The organism is Sorangium sp. So ce1335, assembly GCF_051521615.1.
Lineage (GTDB): Bacteria > Myxococcota_A > Polyangia > Polyangiales > Polyangiaceae > Sorangium.
Map to the genome: position 1 here is coordinate 1916159 of NZ_CP150363.1, position 20921 is coordinate 1937079.

At 73.7% G+C, this 20921-nt stretch carries 15 protein-coding genes; 6 read left to right on the forward strand and 9 right to left on the reverse strand.

What is annotated here, in order from left to right; all coding sequences use genetic code 11:
- Positions 1 to 108 precede the first annotated feature (108 nt).
- Together WMF24_RS07055 and WMF24_RS07060 are read left to right on the forward strand one after the other, a co-directional pair.
- Positions 109 to 2127, forward strand: a complete 2019-nt coding sequence (locus tag WMF24_RS07055) for a serine/threonine-protein kinase (protein WP_437735591.1) — start codon at positions 109 to 111, stop codon at positions 2125 to 2127.
- Between the two features lie 51 nt (positions 2128 to 2178).
- The gene (locus WMF24_RS07060) at positions 2179 to 3402 is read left to right on the forward strand and encodes a glycoside hydrolase family 113 (protein ID WP_437735592.1); all 1224 of its coding nucleotides are present in this window, start codon (positions 2179 to 2181) and stop codon (positions 3400 to 3402) included.
- A gap of 160 nt (positions 3403 to 3562) precedes the next feature.
- Here WMF24_RS07060 and WMF24_RS07065 read toward each other — a convergent pair whose 3' ends face one another.
- The 4 genes from WMF24_RS07065 to WMF24_RS07080 form a co-directional block, all read right to left on the reverse strand.
- The gene (locus WMF24_RS07065; protein WP_437735593.1) at positions 3563 to 4996 is read right to left on the reverse strand and encodes an ATP-binding protein; all 1434 of its coding nucleotides are present in this window, start codon (positions 4994 to 4996) and stop codon (positions 3563 to 3565) included.
- Between the two features lie 330 nt (positions 4997 to 5326).
- Positions 5327 to 6043, reverse strand: a complete 717-nt coding sequence (locus WMF24_RS07070) for a hypothetical protein (protein ID WP_437735594.1) — start codon at positions 6041 to 6043, stop codon at positions 5327 to 5329.
- Entirely contained in the window at positions 6043 to 7125 is a 1083-nt protein-coding gene (locus tag WMF24_RS07075) for a nucleotidyltransferase domain-containing protein (protein WP_437735595.1), read from the reverse strand. Before WMF24_RS07075 ends, WMF24_RS07070 begins: the two co-directional genes overlap by 1 nt.
- A 45-nt stretch (positions 7126 to 7170) precedes the next feature.
- Positions 7171 to 8061: a hypothetical protein gene (locus WMF24_RS07080; protein ID WP_437735596.1), complete on the reverse strand. Its 891-nt coding sequence runs from the start codon at positions 8059 to 8061 to the stop codon at positions 7171 to 7173.
- A 195-nt stretch (positions 8062 to 8256) separates the two neighbouring features.
- Here WMF24_RS07080 and WMF24_RS07085 point away from each other — a divergent pair, with 195 nt between their 5' ends.
- Together WMF24_RS07085 and WMF24_RS07090 are read left to right on the forward strand one after the other, a co-directional pair.
- Positions 8257 to 9429, forward strand: a complete 1173-nt coding sequence (locus tag WMF24_RS07085) for a glycosyltransferase family 4 protein (RefSeq protein WP_437735597.1) — start codon at positions 8257 to 8259, stop codon at positions 9427 to 9429.
- Positions 9430 to 9443: 14 nt separating this feature from the next.
- Positions 9444 to 10631: a glycosyltransferase family 4 protein gene (locus tag WMF24_RS07090; RefSeq protein ID WP_437735598.1), complete on the forward strand. Its 1188-nt coding sequence runs from the start codon at positions 9444 to 9446 to the stop codon at positions 10629 to 10631.
- Between the two features lie 79 nt (positions 10632 to 10710).
- Here WMF24_RS07090 and WMF24_RS07095 read toward each other — a convergent pair whose 3' ends face one another.
- Entirely contained in the window at positions 10711 to 11844 is a 1134-nt protein-coding gene (locus WMF24_RS07095; protein WP_437735599.1) for a hypothetical protein, read from the reverse strand.
- Positions 11845 to 12581: 737 nt separating this feature from the next.
- On the opposite strand from WMF24_RS07095, the gene WMF24_RS07100 reads away from it, so the two are divergent.
- Together WMF24_RS07100 and glgX are read left to right on the forward strand one after the other, a co-directional pair.
- Positions 12582 to 12836 carry a hypothetical protein gene (locus tag WMF24_RS07100; protein WP_437735600.1) on the forward strand — a complete coding sequence of 85 codons (255 nt, stop codon included), beginning with the start codon at positions 12582 to 12584 and terminating at the stop codon, positions 12834 to 12836.
- Between the two features lie 68 nt (positions 12837 to 12904).
- Entirely contained in the window at positions 12905 to 15034 is a 2130-nt protein-coding gene (glgX, locus tag WMF24_RS07105; protein ID WP_437735601.1) for a glycogen debranching protein GlgX, read from the forward strand.
- Between the two features lie 146 nt (positions 15035 to 15180).
- On the opposite strand, the gene WMF24_RS07110 is transcribed toward glgX, so the two are convergent.
- From WMF24_RS07110 to WMF24_RS07125, 4 genes are all read right to left on the reverse strand, one after another.
- On the reverse strand, positions 15181 to 16503 hold the full coding sequence (locus WMF24_RS07110; protein WP_437735602.1) for a GNAT family N-acetyltransferase: 1323 nt from the start codon (positions 16501 to 16503) through the stop codon (positions 15181 to 15183).
- 5 nt (positions 16504 to 16508) lie between these two features.
- Positions 16509 to 17366, reverse strand: a complete 858-nt coding sequence (locus WMF24_RS07115; RefSeq protein WP_437735603.1) for a serine/threonine-protein kinase — start codon at positions 17364 to 17366, stop codon at positions 16509 to 16511.
- Between the two features lie 293 nt (positions 17367 to 17659).
- Positions 17660 to 19501, reverse strand: coding sequence for a Rieske 2Fe-2S domain-containing protein (locus WMF24_RS07120; protein ID WP_437735604.1), 1842 nt, complete (start codon positions 19499 to 19501; stop codon positions 17660 to 17662).
- A gap of 228 nt (positions 19502 to 19729) precedes the next feature.
- Positions 19730 to 20896, reverse strand: a complete 1167-nt coding sequence (locus WMF24_RS07125; RefSeq protein ID WP_437735605.1) for an RtcB family protein — start codon at positions 20894 to 20896, stop codon at positions 19730 to 19732.
- Positions 20897 to 20921: the final 25 nt, after the last annotated feature.

A 20921-nucleotide genomic window follows, 5' to 3' on the forward strand; every position in this document is an offset into this window, starting at 1 on the left:
TGCCGCTAGACGACACGTCATGGACGCGATAGCAGCACTCTGGATCTGCTATTCAGAGGACAGGTTTGACTCCCTCCGCGGAGCTCGCGGACACACCGAGGCAGTGCGTTGACGTCGCTGAAGCCCAGAGCAGAGGATCGCGCGGCCGCACGGGAGCGGAGCGACGCGCCGCGGGCGCCCGAGGGCGGCCCGGGGAGGCAGGAGGTCGTCGCCGGCAGGTACGCGGTGCAGGCCCGCATCGGCGCCGGCGGCCTGGGCGTCGTCCAGCTCGCCGTCGATCTCGAGTCGGGCCGGCACGTCGCGCTCAAGCGCGTCGATCCGGCGATCGTCCAGAACCGGCACGCCGTCGAGCGGCTGCTCCGGGGCGCCCGCGCCGCGCGCGCCTTCTCGGGCAGGTACGTCGCGCGGGTGCTCGACGTCGGGGTCGACGCCGGCGTGCCGTTCGTCGTCACCGAGTACCTCGAGGGGTCCGATCTCACGAGCTACCTCCGGCGCCGCGGCCCGCTCGGGGTCAGGGAGGCGGTGAAGTACCTCCTGCAGATCTGCGAGGCCGTCGCCGAGGCGCACGCGGCCGGGCTCCTTCACCGCGACATCAAGCCCGAGAACCTGTTCCTCAGCATCGGCGCCGGCGCGCCGAGCGTGAAGGTGCTCGACTTCGCCGTCTCGGCCGTCGCCTGCGGCGTCGAGAGCGAGGGCCCGAACGCCGCCTCGGGCGCGATGCGCGGCTCGCTGCTCTACATGGCGCCGGAGCAGATGCGGTCCGCGGGCGGCATCGACGAGCGCGCCGACATCTGGTCGATCGGCGCGGTCGGGTACGCGCTCCTCTGCGGCGCGGGCCCGTTCGAGGCCCCGACCGAGCTCGACATCTGCACCCGGGTCCTGAACGAGCCGCCCTCGCCGTTCCCCGCGCACGTCGAGCCCCCCGAGCTCCGGGCGCTGCTGCTGCGCTGCCTCGACAAGGACCCGGAGGCGCGCCCCCCGGACGTCGCGAAGCTCGCCTTCGCCCTCGCGCGCTTCGGGGGCGAGGGCGCGGAGGACGCGGCCGAGCGCGTCTGGGAGGTGCTCCGGTCGGAGGACGAGACGCTCCGCATGGCGACGCCCGCCCCGGCGCCCGCGGCCGCTTACGACGAGTGGGCGCCCGACACGCTGGCCGACCTGCCGAGGATGTCGCCCGACGACCTCCTTCGCGATCTCGAGACGACGGCCCGGTGGGACGCGGCCGCGGGCACGCGCCACTCCGAGGTCACGCTCGTGTCCCACGCGGGCGCGTCGTGGGACGGCGGCGAGCAGCTCCGGGCGAGCCGCACGCCGCCGCCGGTCCTCACGGTGAGCGCGCCGGAGCGCCCCCACGATCCGGCCGCGAGCGGGGCCGGGCAGAGGCCGTCGGGCGAGCGGACGCCCCTGCCGCGCGGCGCCGAGGGCGCGCCGTGGGCCAGCGCCGAGGGCGCGCCGTGGGCCAGCGCCGAGGCTGCGCCGGCGGCCGGGGCGCGTGCGCGGGCCGAGACCGAGCGGCTCACGGTGGTGCGCCGCGCGCCGTCGCCGTGGCCCCGGCGGCTCGCGATCGCGGTCGCGGGGCTCGGCCTGCTCGCGGGGCTCGGCGGCATCTGGCTCGTGCAGGCGCGCACGCTCGACGCCGGCAAGGGCGCCCTGCCCGCGGCGAGGGGCGTGGCGAAGGCGGCGCGGTCCTCCGCCGCGGCGCGGCGGCCGGGCGTGGTGGCGACGGCGGCGCCGGATCCCGCGCCGGCGCCGCCGCCGGCCGAGCCGGACGTCGAGGTCGCCGCGGGCCCGGCGGAAGCCGCCGGCCCCGACGGCGAGGTGCTGCGGCCCGCGCCGGGGGGCGGGTTCCAGCCGCGGCGCCCCGACGCGATCTACGACGAGGTGGAGCGCGAGCGGCGGCGGCGGCTCGAGAAGCTCGAGCGCGAGCGGAAGTGGCGCGAGGCGACCGAGCGGGCGCTGCGAGAGCGTGACGCGGCCCGACGGGAGGCGCAGCCGGCCGGGGGGAGCGCGCGCGAGGCGCAGCCGGCCGGGGGGAGCGCGCGCGAGGCGCAGCCGGCCGGGGGGAGCGCGCGCGAGGCGCAGCCGGCTGCCGGGGGGAGCGACGGCCCGCAGCGACCGGACGGCGGGTGACGTCCGCGACACCGCGCGCCGCCTGCCTGGTATAACGCGCGCGTGTCAGCGATGAGCCGAGACGTACGCGCGCTCGCCCGGGCGGCGGGCGCCGCGCTCGCCGTGGCGGCCGCGGCCGTCTGCGGCCCGGCGCGCCCCGCGAGCGCCGCGCCGAAGATCGCGCCGGAGCACCTGCCTTACGGCGCCGCGGGGTGGTCCACGTCGGGCTGGGGCGGCGTGCGGGGCGTGACCATCGGGCCGATCGAGAACCAGCGGCACCCCGGCCGCGGCTACGGCACCGCGGCGAGCGCGCGGGCGATGGACGAGGCGGCGGCGATGGGCGCGACCTGGATCAGCCTGACCCCGTTCGGCCGCGTGTGGGACGGCAAGGGCACCGGCGTCGACCTCGTCTTCGAGGCGCCCTTCGAGGAGAACCGGCGCAACGTGCTCGCGGCGATCGCGCAGGCGCACGCGCGCGGGCTCAAGGTCCTGCTCGTCCCGCACCTCTGGGTCGAGAGCGGCGAGTGGCGGGCGCTCATCGACCCGGGCGACGACGCCGGCTGGGCGCGCTGGGCCGCGTCGTACCGCCGGTTCCTGCTCACGTGGGCCGAGGTCGCGCGCGAGGGAGGCGCCGAGATGCTCAGCGTCGGCGTCGAGCTGCGGAGCTGGGTGACCACGCCGCGCGCCGCGAGCTTCCTGCCCATCATCGAGGCGGTGCGCCGCGTGTACCCGGGGCTGCTCACCTACTCGGCGAACTGGGACGACGTCGAGCACACGCTGATCTTCGACGCGCTCGACCTCATCGGCATCAACGCGTTCTACCCGCTGGCCGAGCGCGAGGGCGCGTCGTTCGAGGAGCTCCTGCGCGGCGGGCGCAAGGTGGCGGCCGGGGTGGACGCGGTGGCGCGCGCGTGGGGCAAGCCGGTCCTGCTCACCGAGATCGGCTACACGACGCGGCGCGACCCGGCGGTGCGCCCCTGGGAGTGGCCCGACGGGATGAAGGACGTGGTGGTCGACGAGCGCTCGCAGGCCGAGGCCTACGCCGCGGTGATCGCGCCGTTCCTCGACGCGCGCACCTGCGCCGGCTTCTTCGTCTGGCGGCTTTACGCCGATCCGGATGACGTCTCGCAGGAGGCCGAGTGGGGCTTCTCGCCCCGGGGCAAGCTCGCGGAGCTCGTGCTGCGCGACGCCTTCACCGCCCGCTGGGCCGCCGACGGCCCCTGGCTGCCCGGCGAGGTGCTCGGCAAGCACCGCGCGCGCACCCCCGGCGTCTTCGGCTGGGAGCTCGATCCCTAGAGCGGGGGGCACCCGCTTCGGATACGGGCCCACCTCGACGTTTTCGGTGCTCAGCGCACAGGAGTGCGCTTCCGCGCCGAAAACGCCGATCTGGGCCCGTCTCCTGTGCGGGTGACCCCCGCTCTGCTGTCGTGTGAGGCAGGCGAGGCGTCACGGGACGCTACGCCGGCGTTCCATCCGATGGCGTGGGCAGGCGGAGGGTGAAGGTCGAGCCCTCGCCGGGGGCGCTCCTCACGTCGATGCGGCCGCCGTGCGCCTCGGCGATGCGCCGCGCCGCCCACAGGCCGAGCCCCACGCCCGGGGCCACGCCGCCCGACGACGGCGCGCGGAAGTAGCGCTCGAACAGCCGCCGCTGCTCCTCGTCGGGGATGCCGACGCCGCGGTCCGAGACCGCGATGCTGACCTCGGCGCCCTCGCGCGCGACGGCGACCTGCACGGCGCCGCCGCCCGGCGAGTACTTGATGGCGTTCGCGACGAGGTTGTTGAGCACCTGCTCGATCCGGACCGGATCGCAGCGCAGCGGGACGGGCTCCTCGGGGAGCGACAGCCCGAGCTCGTGCGCGGTCGCCGCCGGGCGGTAGAGCTCCACGACCTCGCGGGCGAGGTCGCGCGCGTCGCGCACCTCGTGGCGCAGATCGAGCTCGCCGCCCTCGATCCGCGCGATGTCGATGAGATCCGTGAGCATGCGGTCGCAGCGCGCGGCCTCCCTCCCGATACGGGCGAGCATCGGCCTGAGCTGCTCCTCGGCCGGCAGCGGCCGGTCCGGCCGCAGGCGGTCGACGGTGAGCTTCAGCGCGGCGAGCGGGTTGCGCAGGTCGTGCGCCACGCTCGCGAGGATGCCGAGCTGCCTCCGGCGCTGCTCGGCCAGCGCGGCGGCCATCTCGTTGAACGCCACCGCCATCTCGCGCAGCTCGTCGAGCCCGCCCTGCGGCGCCCGGGCGTCGTGCGAGCCCGCCCCGTAGCTGTCGATCGCGGCGCGGAGCGCGAGGAGCGGGCGATAGAGGCACCTGCTGAGCTGCCAGAGCGTCAGGAGGATGCCGGCGAGCAGCGCCACGGCGGCCCCGACGCTCATGGCGTTCGACAGCCCGAGCACCCTGTCGACCCGCGCGCGGACGACCCGCGACTCATCGAGCTTGGCCGCGAGCAGCCGCTCGAGCGCGGCGTAGGCGCGGTCGGCCTCCCTGGCGGACGCGGCGAGATCCGCCGTCGAAGGGGGCGTCGCCCCCTCGCCCTGCGCGTGCGCGTCCAGGTAGCGCGCGACCTCGGTCTCGGCGGCGCGGAAGGCGTGCGCGTTGTCCGCGGTGACCGGGTTGGCCCGGAGCTCCTCGATCCACCGCCTCATCTCGCGCTCGGCGGCGTCGCGCGCGTGCGCGTGCTCGGGGCGCTGGGTCAGCGCGACGCGGGCGCTCTCGCGCTCGTGGGAGAGCATGTGGACCTCCAGCTCCATGATGGTCCGCACCTCCCGGACCATGTGGAAGAGGCACGTGACCTCGCGGTGCATGGCCGCCGTGCCGAGCGTCAATCCGCTCGCCGTCAGCAGCGCGAGCGCGGCGAGCGACACGGTGCTCGCGGCCGCGAGCGTCTTCAGCTTCATCGTTGTTTCCCCCGATTCCGGCCCTGGACGCGCCGAAGGCGCGCAGAGCGTAGCGCCGCGGGGCGCCGCGGACCGGTCCGCCGGCGCTCCGAAGATCCCGAGGTCGCCCCGGCGAAGCGGTCGAGCCTGGGCTCTCCACGATCGATGCCGGCACCGCGCAAAGGCGGCGCGCCCGCGCCGTCCCCGCGGCGCGGCCACGCTGACCCGCGCCGTCCCCGCGGCGCGGCCACGCTGACCCGCGCCGTCCCCGCGGCGCGACCACGCTGACCCGCGCGCCGTCCCCGCGGCGCGGCCACGCTGACCCGCGCCGTCCCGGCGGCGCGGACAGGCTCAGGCGCGCGCCTTCTCCGCGGCCCTCGGCGGCGACAGCGCGGCCCGCGCGATCTCCATCTGTCGCTCCAGGTCTCCAGGCGACGCCGGCGCCTCCAGGATCAGCGCCGCGTCGCCCGGGACGTGCGCGGCGACCCGCTGGAACGCGCTGGCCGCGCTCTGGCTCAGGGCGTCGTGGCGGCTCCCCGCGTTCACCTCGCTCACGTGGAGCTGCTTCAGCCGCGCCCTGTGCTCGCGCACAAGGAAGTGCGCCTCCGTCATGGTGCGATCGACCTGGTGCGCGTGGCCGATGTCGAAGCAGAACGACGCCTCGGGCAGCGCGTCGAAGAACGCCCCGAGCTCCTCCACGGTGCGGCCTGTCCGCTTTCGCTTGTCCATGTTCTCGACGGCGAGCATCCCGCCGAGCTGCCGCCAGGCCCCGAGATCGTGGAGGGTGTCGGGGTGGACGACGACGAGCCAGCCCAGCGCCGCCACCTCGGCCATCGCGTCGGCGACGGCGCGCTCCTCCGCCGCGTCGAAGCGGCTCGGGGCGTGGAACGACACATAGCGGTAGCGCGACAGATCCAGCGACCCGAGCAGCCGGAGCAGCGGCCCGAGCTCCGAGATGCGCAGCGCGGACAGCTCCACCGCGGTCGCGGAGCTCCCCTCCAGCATCGCGAGCGCGCGCTCGACGTCGCTCAGCGCGAGCGCCCCTGTCGAGTACCCCATCGGTCGCATCAGAACACCCCGTACTTCTGGATGAGCTCGCGGAGCTCCTTGTCCTCCTCGAAGAAGAGCCGGTTGAGCCCGTCCTGGAACGCGCGCCCGATGTCGCGCACCCGCTTGAAGGTCGGATCGTGGCCCAGGTAGTCGTCGAGCGGTAGCTGCTTCAGCCGGCCGCGCTCCTCCTCGTTCGACAGCAGCGCGAGGAACGCGTCGTAGCTGTCGAACAGCGAGCGCGCCGTCTCGGCGGAGATCGAGGGCCGCAGCAGCACCTCGGCCAGGCTCTCCAGCGGCGTCACCCGGATGCGCTCCCTCAGGAAGCGCACGAGCGCCGGCGTGGAGATGCCGCCCTCGCCGGCCCACGCCGCCCGATCCTTGCCGAACAGCTCGAAGCCGAAGCAGGTGATGAGCCCGCTGACGAAGATGAGCTTCCGCGACATCCTGAGCTTCGCGTTGCGGAGCGCCCAGCCCGAGCTCCGCTCCCGCTGCTTGTAGACGAAATCGACGGCGACCGTGCGCCAGTACCGGACGATGTCGTTCAGCAGGAACATCGGGATGATCTCGCGCTTGCTGCCGTAGTGCAGCCCGCGATCGTCCTCCACGTACCGCGAGAGCACGAGCCGGAGCACCCGCTCGTGCGCGTCCGGCTTGCCGATCGCGAGCGACTCCAGGAGCAGCAGGATGCGCTGGGTCGTGTTCTTGTTCGTGTCCTCCTGCCCGCCGATCTGGTGGAGGATCGGGTGGCTGAACGCCACGTTGCCGAACACGCCCGTCGGCCCCGGCTCGTGGAATTTCGCCTCCCTCAGGATCTTCGTGATGGCCTGGACCTGGCTGAAGTGTCCCTCGTCGGCCTGCCCGTCGATGAGCAGCGTCCAGTCGAGATCGCTGCCGGTCGTGTACTCGCCGCGCGCGAGCGAGCCGAAGACCACCGCGCTCGTGTCGCACGGGATCTGCTCGCGGAGCAGCGCCGCGAGCCGCGCCCGGGTCTCCGCCGAGAACCGCGCGGCCGCCTCGATGCTCGGCCACGACGTCCCCGCCTTCTCCCCGACCCGCTCGATGGCGCTGCGCGGCGCCCCGCCTTCGTCTCGTGTGGTCATCGTGTCATCACCGGCACTTGCGCACCTGCCCGCGCCCGGCGCGCCTCACGCCCCGCCCGGGAGCGAGAGCCCGAACCATCGGTTCACGAGGTCATGGTGCTCCGCGAGGCGCTCTCGGTAGCGGGGGGTGCCCTCGATCGCGGCCCGCTCGAAATCGACCCAGTACAGGGCGCCCGTCTTCTCCCCGATGAGCACGTTGCCGAGCTTGACGTCGAGCGGCGCGACGCCGCGCGCGTTCATCGCCCGGGCGATCTGCTCGATGCGGCCGCGGTAGGCGTCGCCGTCGCCCTGCGCGAACGCCTCGATCTCCCGCCGGTCGCGCTCGGGATCGAAGAGCTGCCCGAGCGGCGCCAGGTCGATGTCGAGCACCTTCTCCCCCCGCTCGGCGACGTGCTGCTGGAGCGTCTTGCCGCGCACGTAGTCGATGAAGAGGGTGCGCGTCGTGAGGTGCACGTCGCGGATCCTCGGGACGCTCGGGAGATCGCGCAGCCGGAGGAGCGCCGCCGCTTCGTTGTAGAAGAAGAGGCCGAGCAGGGAGAAGACGTGCGCGTCGAGCGGCGCGTTCCTGGGCTGGCCGATAAAGCGCTTTCGTACGCAGACATAACCGCGGCGCAGCACGACGTGGATCCGGTACCGCAGGCGCGGCATCTTCTGGCTCCGGCGGTTGAAGAAGGGGACGTCGGCCGGGTGGAGGGCGAAGGCGAACCCGTCTTGATCGAGCTCGGCGAGCACCCTGTCCCCCGGGCCGAGCTCCGCGACGGACGGGATCTCGCTCGGGGTCACGGCGTCGGGCACGGGGAGCGGGTTCTCGTCGAGCCGCCGCGCGAGCAGCGCCCTGACCGTCTCGATCCGCGCGGCGAGCAGCCTGGTCGCGGCGTCCATGCCGGGCACGCGGCGCATGCCCTGGTCGATGGCGCGCCGAAGTTCAGGGGTCATGCCCGTCTAGTACCTGCTTCCGCTCGCCAAATCAAAAGGTGAGGGGACGGCGACGCGAGGTGGTACCGTGGTCCAGCGACCCTGGGTGCCAGACGCCACGAGCGCTGGCGCGCAGGCGACGCGGGGTGGCAGCTTCGGTGACGGTGCGCGGCTCGTCGCGCTTCAACAGGAGACCCGGTTCGGGTAGCAGGCCACATGGGGACTTCGACGCTGCGGATCGTCCATGTCGTGAGCAGCCTCAACGGCGGAGGCATGGAGCATTTCGTGCTGCGCCTGGCCGAGGCGCAGCGGCGCCACGGCCATGACGCCTCGATCCTCGCGCTGCGCGGCGGGCCGCTCGAGGATCTGGCGCGGCAGCGGGCGCTGCCGGTCACGGTGCTGCGCGGCCGCCTGGCCGCGCGGGGCGCGCACGCGGCGCTCGCCTTCGCGCGCGCGCGGCCGCACGTCCTCCACGCGCACAACCCCACCTCGCTCCACTACGCCACGGTCGGCAAGCTGCTCACGCGGGCGCGGCTCGTCTTCACCGATCACGCGCAGACGCGCGGGATCATCCGCGTCCCGTCGCGCTTCGAGTGGCGCGAGACGGACGCCGTCGTGGGTTGTTCGCAGGACACCGCCAACAAGAGCGGCGCAGTGGGCGTCGCCGGCAACATCTCTGTGATCCACAACGGGATCGACATCACCCCGGCGCGGCGGACGCGCGAGGAGGTGCGCGCCGAGCTCGGCTTCGACGCGGGCGCGCCGCCGGAGGCCGCGTCGCCGGGGGCTGCCTCGCCGGAGGCCGCGTCGCCTGAAGCCCCGTCGGCGGAGGCTGCGACCGCGTCCGGCGGCCTGTCCCTCGGGATCATGCCGGCGGCGTTCCACCCGGTGAAGGGGCATGACGTGCTGCTGCGGGCGCTCGCGCGGCTCCGGGATCGCGGCGTCGCGGTCACGGTGCTCATCGTGGGCGACGGGGACGAGCGCGACCGCATCCACGGGCTCGCCCGGGAGCTCGGGATCCACGGCAAGGAGGCGCGTTTCCTCGGCTTTCGCAAGGACGTCCCCGATCTGCTCGTCGGCGCTGACTTCTTCGTCCTTCCCTCGCGCGACGAGGGGTTGCCGCTGGCGGTGCTCGAGGCGATGGCGCGCAGGCTGCCTGTCGTCGTGACGCCGGTCGGCGGCGTGCCGGAGGTGGTGCGCGACGAGGAGCACGGCCTGCTCGTCCCGGTGGACGACCCCGACGCGCTCGCCGGCGCGATCGAGCGGCTCGCGCGCGACCGGGCGCTCGGGCGGCGGCTCGGCGAGGCGGGGCACGCGCGGGTCCGCGACGACTTCTCGTTCGAGAAGATGACGCGCAATTACGAGCAGCTCTATTTCAGCCTCACGTGACAGGCGGGCGCGCGATGAAGGTCCTCGTCTTCACCCACCATTACCCGTCGATGCGGCTGCCGACGATGGCGCCGTACAGCTATCACACGTACCGGGCGCTCGCGCGCCGCTGCGAGCTCCGGCTCGTGGCCCCGACGCCCTGGTGGACGCGGGCGCGCGGCGCGTCCCGGGAGCTGCTCGGCGGCACGCGCGAGTCGCACACCGGCGTCGACGCGCTGTTCCCCACCTACTGGTCGGTCCCGGGGCTGCCGGTCCTCCACGCGCGCGCGATCCACGCCTCGCTCCGGGGCACGATGGCCGCGCTGCGCCGCGAGTTCCCCTACGACGCGATCCTGGCCGCGTGGGCCTATCCCGACACCGTCGCGGCGGAGGCGTTCGCGCGGGGCGCGGGGGTGCCGATCGTCACGACGGTGCTGGGCAGCGACATCAACGAGCAGCCGAGGAGCGCCCCGCTGCGCGCGCAGATCGCGCCGGCGCTCCGGCGCTGCGCGCGCGTGGTGGCGGTGAGCGGTGCGCTCGGCGAGCGCCTCGTGGAGCTCGGGGTGCCGCGGGACCGCGTGGTGGTGCAGCGCAACGCGGTCGACGGCGAGCGGTTCACGATCCGGGACCGGGTCGAGCCGAGGGCGCGCCTCGGCGTCCCGGCGGACGCGCGGGTGGTGCTCTACGCTGGCTATCACGTCCCCGAGAAGGGCGTGGACGTCCTCGTCGAGGCGATGGCGCACCTCGACCGGACGGGCCGCCGCGATGTGCGCCTGCTGATGGTGGGCGGCGGCGAGCTGCTCGATCCGCTGCGCGCGCGGGTGACCGCGCTCGGCCTCGGCGACCGCGTGCGGCTGTTCGGCTGGGCGCTCCCTGCGGAGATCCCGGACTACATGGCGGCGTGCGATGTGTTCTGTCTACCGAGCCGCCGCGAGGGCTGTCCCAATGTCGTCCTGGAGGCGCTCGCCTCGGGCCGACCGGTCGTCGCGACCCGGGTGGGGGGCGTGCCGGAGCTCGTGCGCGAGGGGCAGGGGGGCAACGGCCTGCTCGTCCCTGCCGGTGATCCGCGGGCGCTCGGGGACGCGCTGGTCCGTGCGCTGGACATGACGTGGGATCCGGCGGCGCTCCGGGGCAGCGTGGGGGCGCTCTCGTGGGATGTCGTCGGGGATCGCTATCACGCGCTCCTCGAGGAGGTCCTCCGGGAGCGGCGCGCGACGGGCTGAGGCACTTCCGATCTACGCGGCTCCCATGGAGGGAGCTCGTCGCGCGGGGGGCCTCCAGCTCGGATCTCTCGCGTGAGCGTCAGCTCGCGCAGGGCGGCGGCTTCAGCCGGTAGTCCCTGTAGTCGCCCGGATTGCCCGTCTTCCCCTCGAGCGCCGCGATCGCGATATTGTACATCTCCCGCGCCGTCACGTAGTGGAGCACCCAGTCCTTGCCGTCGTTGTACCGGGTGGTGAGCTCCCGGTGGAGCGCGTGGCTCCCCGCGCCGAGCAGCGACTCCGCCTGATCCTCGGGCGCGCCGTGCGTGTAGACCTTGACGAACACCCACTCGGGCCTCCCCTCGATATGGATGTTCTGATCAACCCACGTCTTCACCCGCTCCGGCGTCGGCGGGTCCACCGCCTGGAGCGCGCCGTACTCCATCCGCACCCGCGTCTTGTTCCCCCGGCGCGTCAGCGCCAGCGCGAGCGGCCCCTCGATCATCAGGATACGGTCCTCCAGGACCTCGCCGACCTTGGCCCGCGCCCCCACGGTGTGGGCCTTGCGGCGCGCCAGGTTGCCCGTCGGCCAGTAGATCTGATTCACGATGTTGTGCTGCGACGCGTCCGGCGCCGACGGGAACGTGTAGTCGGCGTAGCAGCCCGTCTCGAACAGCAGCGGGAGCTCCTCGTCGACCCCGCAGTTGCGCGAGTCCCGCCCGGAGTTCGCCAGACACCAGTTGCCGTGGATGAACCCGTAACGCATGCGCCCGCCCGCGTCGCGCGAGAAGTGCCCGTGCTTCCCCAGGGTGTCCAGGTACCTGAGGATGTCCGCGCGCAGGTTCTCCGCCGTGTCGTTGTGGTGGTGCAGGTGCAGCTCCACCTCCCCGAAGCCGCGACGCGTGAGGTCCGCCAGCGCGTCGAGCCACCCGGGCGTGTACTGCTCCCCCGGGAAGAAGAAGCTGTGGCGCGGGTGCTGCCCGTCCGCGTCGCGGTAGGCGCTCGCCATCTCGGGATACCGCTCCGACCAGGCCCTCACCCGCGCGTCGCCGACCTCGGGCGTGGCGTTCTCCCACCCAGGCTCCCAGTGATCGCAGACCGCGAAGAGGAGATGCCGCGGGCCGACCGGACGCGGAGCGCGGGCGTTCTCGAGCCTCTGACGGGCGTAGCCGCCAAGCCAGTTGTGGAGGTTCTTGTTCTTCAGATACTGGAGCTTCGCCTGGAGTGTTCCGATCATGAGCTTTCTCGACCGCGACGCGTTGGACCGGCGGCCGCCGCGGCGGACCGGATACTAACCTGCCACCACGGCGCACTGCTACAGCCGCCTCGTCGCCAGCCCCGCGAGCGAGACGCCCTCTCCAGCTCACGCGCTGCGCTCGGCCAGCGCCGTTCAGCGCGCACACCAGCATACCCGCCCCACCGCGAACACCCGACCGCCGCGGCACCGCCGCGCCCCGGGGCGCCAGCGGGACGGACGGAATCACCGCGGCCCGTGGGGCAGCACGCCCCAAACGCCATGAGCGCGCGGCGGAGCGGCGCCCCCGACCCGCTCGCCGCGTCGAAAACGTGCTGTCCAAGGAGGCCCGCTGAGCCGCTCCGGCACACAGGGCGACACGGGCCCCGAGCGCTCGCGGCACGCCCGCCCGCTCCCCGCCGCGGAGATCGGCGCACGAACGCGGGAGCTCAACCATTCCCCTGGCAGCGGCCGCATTGCCGCCCAGGACAGCAAGCGCCCTGGGGCGCGTGGACGGCGCGCATCCTGCTTACAATTTTCGCGTCTGGCTATCCAGCGAACGTTGTCGCCTCCTGTGGGAGACAAATCGCCCCACCTGTGGCGCTTTTGCAGCAGCAGCCTCCGCAGACCTCCGGCAACCGTTGTGTCCGCGGTGAGCGATCCCACCGGAACCCCGTGGCATGATGCCTGCAGTCGGTCGTGGTTGACTGTAGGCATCACCGAAGCGTAAGGAGCCAGGCATGATTTCAACCACGATGACGCAGACCGAAGAACTGGTCTCCCTCCCCCCGCGGAGGACTTCCATCGAGTCATCAGCCTCCATGGCCGAGGCGTGCGAGCTAGCCCGGCGGCTCGCGGACATGATCGAGCGCCTCCGGCTGTGCACCCCGGAGGGTGATCAGGCCCAGACGCTCCGCATCGCAGAGGGGATGGCCCGCAGCGTGGCGGACGCCGTGTCCGACGTCATGCGCAGCCGGCACGTCCACACCGCCTAGCCTTCGGCACGTTTGTAGCCTAGATCACAAAGGCCGATCGGGGGGGCCCACCCGGCCTGGAGACCAGCATGATTTTCAAGCGCAAGGGACTGCGACCCGGCGACCCGTACCCGCTCGGCGCGACATGGGACGGTTCCGGTACGCAGTTCGCGCTCTATTCAGAGAACGCCGAGGCCGTCGAGCTGTGCCTCGTCGATGATGACGGGAACGAGCAGCGCCTCCCGGTACGTCACCGCACCTCGTTCGTGTGGCACGTCTACGTGCCGGAGGTCGGGCCGGGGCAGCGGTACGGATACCGCGTCCACGGGCCGTGGGCCCCGGAGCGGGGATTGCGGTTCAACCCGCACGTGCGCCTGCTCGACCCGTACGCGAAGGCGCTCGCGTCGCGGGTCCAGTGGAACGCGAACTCCTTCGCCCACCGCATCGACCAGCCGGACGGGGACCTCCTCATGTCCGAGGAGGAGGCGCTCGGCGCCCCCCTCGGCGTCGTCATCGATCCCTCCTTCGACTGGAGCGGAGACCGGTCGCCGCGCGTCCCGTTCCACCGCAGCGTCATCTACGAAGCGCACGTCCGCGGCCTGACGATGCTCCACCCGGAGATCCCGGAGGAGCTCCGCGGGACGTACCTGGGCATCGCCCACCCGGCCATGATCGGGTACCTGCGGTACCTCGGCATCACGGCCATCGAGCTCCTCCCCGTTCACGCCTTCGTGCACGAGAAGTTCCTGCTGGACAAGGGGCTCCGGAACTACTGGGGCTACCACACGATAGGCTTCTTCGCGCCGGACGTCGGGTACCGCGCGGGCAACGACGTGACCGCCGAGATCCGGCAGTTCAAGGAGATGGTCAAGGCGCTCCACGCCGCCGGCATCGAGGTCATCCTCGACGTCGTCTACAACCACACGGCGGAGGGCAACCACCTGGGCCCGACGCTGAGCCTGCGCGGCATCGACAACCCGACCTATTACCGCCTCGTCCCCGGCAACGAGCGCTTCTACTTCGATTACACCGGCACCGGCAATACGCTCAACGTGCGCCACCCGCAGGCGCTCCAGCTCATCATGGACTCCCTGCGGTACTGGGTCCTCGAGATGCACGTCGACGGGTTCCGGTTCGATCTGGCCGCGGCGCTCGCGCGCGGCCTGCACGACGTCGATCAGCTCTCGAGCTTCTTCACCATCGTCCACCAGGACCCGGTGCTCAGCCAGGTGAAGCTCATCGCCGAGCCCTGGGACGTCGGCCCCGGCGGCTACCAGGTCGGCAATTTCCCGGTGCGCTGGGCGGAGTGGAACGGTCGTTATCGCGACACGCTGCGCGACTTCTGGCGCGGCTGCGGCGGCACGGCGTCGGACCTCGGCTTCCGGCTGACGGGGAGCAGCGACCTCTACGAGAACAACGGGCGCAAGCCGTACACGAGCATCAACTTCGTCACGGCCCACGACGGCTTCACCCTCGCGGACCTCGTCTCGTACAACGAGAAGCACAACGAGGCGAACGGGGAGGGCAACTGCGACGGCGCGGACGACAACCGGTCGTGGAACTGCGGCGCCGAGGGGCCCACGGACGACCCCGAGATCCTGAAGCTCCGCGCCCGGCAGATGCGGAACCTCATGGCGTCTCTCCTGTTCTCGCAGGGCACGCCCATGGTCCTCCACGGCGACGAGCGGGGGCGCACGCAGCAGGGGAACAACAACGGGTATTGCCAGGACAACGAGCTCACGTGGCAGCCGTGGACCTGGGACGACCCGTCGCGGGCGATGATGGAGTTCACGCGCAAGTGCCTCCGCATCCGGCACGAGCACCCCGGGCTCAGGCGCTCGACCTTCTTCAAGGGGCGCCCGATCCGCGGCGGCAAGACCTACGATATCCAGTGGTATCGCCCGGACGGGGAGCTGATGACGGACGAGGACTGGTGCAACCCGTGCACCCAGTCCCTCGGGGTGTTCCTGTCCGGAGAGGGGCTGGACGACGTGGACGAGTCCGGCGACCGGCTCGTCGACGACGACTTCGTCCTGCTGTTCAACGCATCTCCGGGCGACCTGAGCTTCGTCCTGCCGTTCGACGACGATCCGAGGCCGTGGCAGCTCCTCGTGGACACCTGCGACGACGCCGCCACCGAGACGCGGAAGGGCGGGGAATCGACGGAGCTGAAGTCGCGCTCGCTCAAGCTCTTCCTCCGCGCCCGGCGCGGCGCCTGATCCGCGCCCGGCGCGGCGCTCGACCCGCGCCTGGCGCGGCGCCTGATCCGCGCCCGGCGCGGCGCTCGACCCGCGCCCGGCGCGGCGCTCGACCCGCGCCCGGCGCGGCGCGTGACCGGGGGGCGGCCGGGGGCGCGGCCGCTCGGTCAGAACCCGTTGAAGGCGCCGAGGAACAAGGGGGGGCCCGCGAAGGCCGCGTCGAGGAGCGCCGCCGCCTTGGCGCTGCCCACAACGAAGCCCTGGCTCAGGAGATCGCGCGCCGAGGTGGCGCCGAAATAGATCTGCGTGAGCCGCTCGATGGAGAGCGAGAGGCGGTCGCCAGCCGTCCTGCCGGGCGCCGTCTGGACGCCGCGCGCCGCGAAGGTGACGTCGAAGGCGCGCGGCGCGTCCGTGAACACGGGATCCTCGACGTCGAGGCCGATGGCGCCGCGGACGCCGTGCTTCCGCGGCGAGGGGTGCAGCGCGAGCGCGGCGGCGACGTCGACGATGCGCCCCATCGCGCCCGCCGCCGTCAGGCCGAGGACGTTGCGGCGGTGCGCCGCGTGGACGGGCGGCGGGCACTGGCCGGGGTGCCGGGCGGCCGTCTCGTACGCGATGGGCTCATCGCGGATGCCGGGCTCGTCGAGCAGCGGCGCGCCGTAGCCGCGCGGGAGCATGAGCTCCACGACCTCGTACTGATCGCCGAGCGCGCCGAGGAAGCCGATGAGCCCGCGGTAGGCGCCCGGCGTCGGCGCGCGGAGCTCGCGGACGAGGAGCTGCTGGACGCCGTAGGCGCCGCCCTCCGGCACGTCGAAGAGGAGATAGCCGGCGATCGCCTTCGAGCCCGGATCCACGTAGACCGCGCCGCTCGGGGAGCGCTTGAACACGCGCACGTCCCACCAGTAGTCGCTCCGCTTGAGCTGACCGGTCGTGTCGTTGCGCGCGAGATCGTAGGCCTGCTTGATGAGCGGCTCGTCGCGGGGGCGGGAGAAGGCCCGCACGTGGCGGCGCAGCACGGAGTCCGGGAGCCGGTCGGGCGAGGTGCGCACGACGTCCCGGAGCTCGCACACGCCGAAGCCGAAGCGGCGGTAAAACGAGAGCCGGAACGGGTGGAGGAGCGCGAGCGCCTCGCCGCGCCGGCGCATGCGGCGGAGGCTCTCGCGGACGAGCCGATCGGCGATGCCCCGGCGGCGGAACTCCGGGAGCACCGCCACGGTCGCGAGGCCCTGGAAGGGCACGTCCGCGCCCGCGAAGCTCATCGTGAGGTCGAGCGAGGAGGCGTGCCCGACGAGCTGGCCGTCGGTCTCGGCGACGATCACGTTGTCGAGGGCGAGGTGCGCGTGCTCGGTGAAATACCGCAGCCAGGCCTCGGGATCGCCCGCCTGGAAGGCGCGGTAGGCGACCGTGGCGAGCGTGCCCTCCTCGCCCTTGCGGGCGCTGCGGAACACGAGCTCGTGGTTGGAGCGGCTCGGGGTGCGGGCGCGCGCCATGACGGCTAGCTCGCCTTGCCGGCCGCGCCCGCCGGAGCCACGGGCGGCCGTCCCGAGGCGGCGGCCTGGCGCAGCGCGTCCGCCATCTCCTCGGCGGTGTCGAAGCGGCCCGAGGGCTCGCGCGACAGCGCCTTGACGAACCACGCGTCGACGGCGGGCGCGACGTCGGGGCGGCGCGCGCTCGGGAGCGGGAAGTTGCCGATGCGGATGGCGCCGAGCAGGGCCTCGAGCCCCTTCTCCTCGAACGGCGGAGCGCCGGTGAGCGCCTGGTAGGCCATGACGGCCACGGACCAGAGGTCCGAGCGGCCGTCGACCTGCCTCGGGTTGAAGAACTGCTCCGGGCTCATGTAGACGAGGCTGCCGACGACGGCGCCCGTGGCCGTCAGCGTGGTGCCGTCGCAGTCGAGATCGCCCCGGGCCACGCCGAAGTCGAGCAGCTTGACGCTGGGGCTGCCGCCGACGTCGGCGAGGAAGACGTGCTCCGGCGTGATGTCCCGGTGGACGATCCCGAGCGTGTGCGCCGCGGCGAGGCCCGCGCAGAGCTCCGACACGAGGGCGACCGTCTGCTCGAGCGAGAAGCGACCGGCGCGCGCCAGCCGATCGGACAGCTCCTCGCCGCGGAGCAGCTCCATCACGATGTACGGGAGGCCGTCCTCGGCGACGCCGTGCTCGTAGACCTCGGCCACATGGGGGCTCTTGAGCCTCGCCATGAGCGCGCCCTCGCGGTGAAACCGGGCGATCGCGGTCGGGTCGGTCGCGAGCGACGCGGACATGAACTTGACGGCGACGTCCTTGCCGAGCCCGAGGTGGCGCGCCGCCCAGATGCTGCCGATGCCCCCCATCCTGAGGAGGCTCACGAGCATGAGGTGCGGCGCTACGTGGGAACCGGGCTCGAGCCGCATGCACGGCCAGTATGCATGAAGCGTCCGCCGCTGGCCACAGGGCGGGATCGGCCTCGCGGGCGGCGCGGGTCACGTCGCGCCGGCGCGGGCGCGCGCTCGACGCGCGCCGATCGCCCTCTCCTCACGGCCCTGACACGTGTTTGTGTCGAGCGCGGCGAGCGCGCGACACGCGCCGCTCGCGCTCGTCGCCGGTCACGTCGCGCCGGCGCGCGCGTCGGTCGCGATGGCGCCCCTCGCGGCGCGGCGTTGCGCGCTCAATACAGCCCCTCCGGGGGCCGGCCATCGGACATGAACTTCCTCGCCACGGCCGCGATCCGCCGCACGTGGAGCTCTCGCCGGACGGGGACGATACAGGCGAGCAGCGCCTCCAGGTAAGCGCCATCGGGCTGCGGATCGGACGCCTCGAGCCGGTGGAGCGCCTCGAGCGTCTTCACGGCGTGCGCGGTGAAGATCGGCCGCACGGCGGCGTCGAACGCGGCGAACGGGGCGAGCTCGGCGTAGGCGCGGCGGCGCCCCTCGGCGTCGAGCTGCCGCGCGATCGCGAGCGCCCCGCCGACGTCGCGCGCCGCCGCCGCCTCGAGCAGCGCGGCGGCATGTGGCGCGGCGGCCGCCGGAGCGGCGGCGGCAGGCGGCGCGGCGGCAGGCGGCGCGGCGGCAGGCGGCGCGGCGGCGGCCGGCGCGACAGCGTCCGCGCTCCGGAGCTTGCCCACGAAGCCGGCCGCGAGCACGGCGAGCTGCGCGGCCTCGTGCGGGAGCGCGCCGCGGGCGAGCGCGGCCGCCGCCTCCGCGAAGGTGACGGCGTGGGTGACGTCGAGCACCCCGACCTCGGCGTCCAGGCGCTGCTCCCATGCCGCGTCGAAGCGCGCGAGGCGCACGGCCGCGGCGTGCCCGATCGCGCCGAGCAGCGCGAGCGGACCGGCGCCCCGCCCGAGCCAGCGCACGGCCGCCTCGACGGCCTCGCGCTCTCCGGCGAGCACCTCCGCCTCGAAGGCGGCGCGCTCCGCGGGATCGAGCGGCGCGCCGGCCGGCGCTGCGGTGCCCGCGGCGGCGTCAGGCGTGGGCGGCGCGCGCAGCGGCAGCTCGGCGACGCGCGCGAGCGCGGCGCGCGTGGCGGCGAAGGGCGGCAGGCTCGTGTCGGCCGTGGCCCAGGCGAGCTGCACCGTCGAGGCCGCGAGGACCTCGTCGGCGGCGGAGGAGAACCGCTCGGCCAGCTCGAGCGCCTTGGAGAGGAAGATCGCGCCGTGCCCGTAGTCGTGGAGGTGCTGCGCGACGAAGGGCAGGAGCGCCCGGCGCGCGCCGGCGGTGCCGCGGACCTCGACGAGCTCGCGCATCCGCGCCTCGGCCTCGTCGCGCCGCTCCGCCTCGAGCGCCTCGCTCACCTTCGCCGGCTCGTCCGTCTCGAACTCGGCGATGCGCGCGAGCGGCGAGCTCCCGCGGGCCTTGCCGGCGCCCTTGCCGCGCGCGCCGAGCCGCGCCGACGCCTCGCCGATCGCGTGGGCGGCGACGACGAACGCCTCCTCGGCGGGCACCCAGCCGCGCTCGACCCAGGCGCAGAGGTCCGCGAGCACGGCGAGGCCGTGATCGAAGCCGTATTCGGCGCGCTCCGCCCCGTCCCTCGCGAGCACCTCGAACGCGAGGTGCAGGCTGCCGAGGCCGGTCGCGGCGCCCCGGTGCAGCCCGAGCGCCCCGAGCCGGAGGCCCTCGCGCAGGGCGCGCGCCGGATCGTCGCGCAGGACCGCCTCGCGCAGGCCGGCGACGAGGCGCCGCACCTCGGCCGCTCTGTCGACGGCGCGGTTCAGGAGCACGCGCCCGCCGTCGACCCGCGTCGCGTAGCGGCGCACCGCCTCGCCGCCGAACGAGCAGGCGCCCGTGGCGACGTCGAACTTCCAGTTGTGCCACGCGCAGGTCAGCACCCCGCCGCGCAGCGCGCCCTGCGAGAGCGGGTACCCCTGGTGCGGGCACCGATCGTCGAGCGCGTGGACCTCTCCACCCCGGCGCACGCAGGCGAAGCGCCGCCCCGCGTCGTCCTTGCGCAGCACCGGCTCCTCGGCCGGAAATTCCGAGAGGGGGCCGAGATCGATCCAGTCCGACTTCATGACGTCTCCGCGCGGCGGCGCACGCGGCGTGCGTCGCGCCGGCGACGCGCATCGTAGCCGACGCGACGGCGGGCGGGGGGCGCGAATGCGGCGCGCGCCGTGGAAAAGGCGGGAAAGCATTCCGGGCGCGCCGGGCGCGCCGGGCGCGTCGGGCGCGTCGGGCGCGGCCCATCGCCGCGCCGGTCGCCCGCCCGGACGGCTCGCCGCCTCGATGTTACATCCCCCTTCTCACCCCTTCACGCACATCACTTGCCGCAGCTCGGCCACGATCTCGACGAGATCGCGCTGGTCCTCCATGACCCGCTCGATCGGCTTGTACGCGGCGGGGATCTCGTCGAGGACCCCGCCGTCCTTGCGGCACTCGACGCCGGCGGTCTGCGCGGCGAGGTCCTTGACGGTGAAGCGCCGCTTCGCCTCGCCGCGGCTCATCTTGCGCCCCGCGCCGTGCGACGCGCTCTCGAACGCCTCGGGGTTGCCGAGGCCCCGGACGATGTACGAGCGCGTGCCCATCGAGCCGGGGATGATGCCGAGCTCGCCCCGCCCCGCGCGGATCGCGCCCTTGCGGGTCACCAGCACGTCCTCGCCGAAGTGGCGCTCCTCGGCCACGTAGTTGTGGTGGCAATAGATGGCCTCCTGGATCTCGAGCTGCGGGAAGTGCCGCCGCAGGACGCCCTCTGCGAGGTGGAACATGGCCTCGCGGTTCGCGCGCGCGTAGCGCTGCGCCCAGAAGAGGTCGTGACGGTAGGCCTTCATCTCCGGGGTGCCGGCGAGGAACACGGCGAGGTCGCGATCGGGCAGGTCGCGGTTGTGGGCGAGCTTCTTCGCCGTGGCGATGTGGATCTCGGCGAGCTCCTTCCCGATGTTGCGAGAGCCGGAGTGGAGCATCAGCCACACGCCGCCCTCCGTGTCGAGGCAGAGCTCGATGAAGTGGTTGCCGCCGCCCAGCGTGCCGAGCTGACAGCGCGCCCTCGTGAACAGGCCCTTGACCTTCGGGGTCAGCCTCGAGAACTCCTCCCAGAGCGGCAGGCTCGCGAACTCCTTCGGCGGCGCGTCGTGGGCGGCGAACCCCACGGGGATCGCCCGCTCGATGTCGCCGCGGATCCGCTTGAGATCGTCGGGCAGGTCGGCGGCCGTGAGGTTCGTGCGGAGCGCGCCCATGCCGCAGCCGATGTCCACGCCCACGGCGGCCGGCGCGACAGCGTCCCGCATCGCGATCACCGAGCCGACGGTCGCGCCCTTGCCGAAGTGGACGTCGGGCATCGCGGCGACGTGGTGGAACACCCAGGGCAGGGCGCTGATGTTGCGCAGCTGCTCCAGGGCGACCGGCTCGACCTCCTCCGGCCGGGTCCACATCTTGATGTCCACGTTCCTGCCCTTGATCTGCGCGGGTCCCATGCCGGCAAGATAGCGCGCCGCGCGG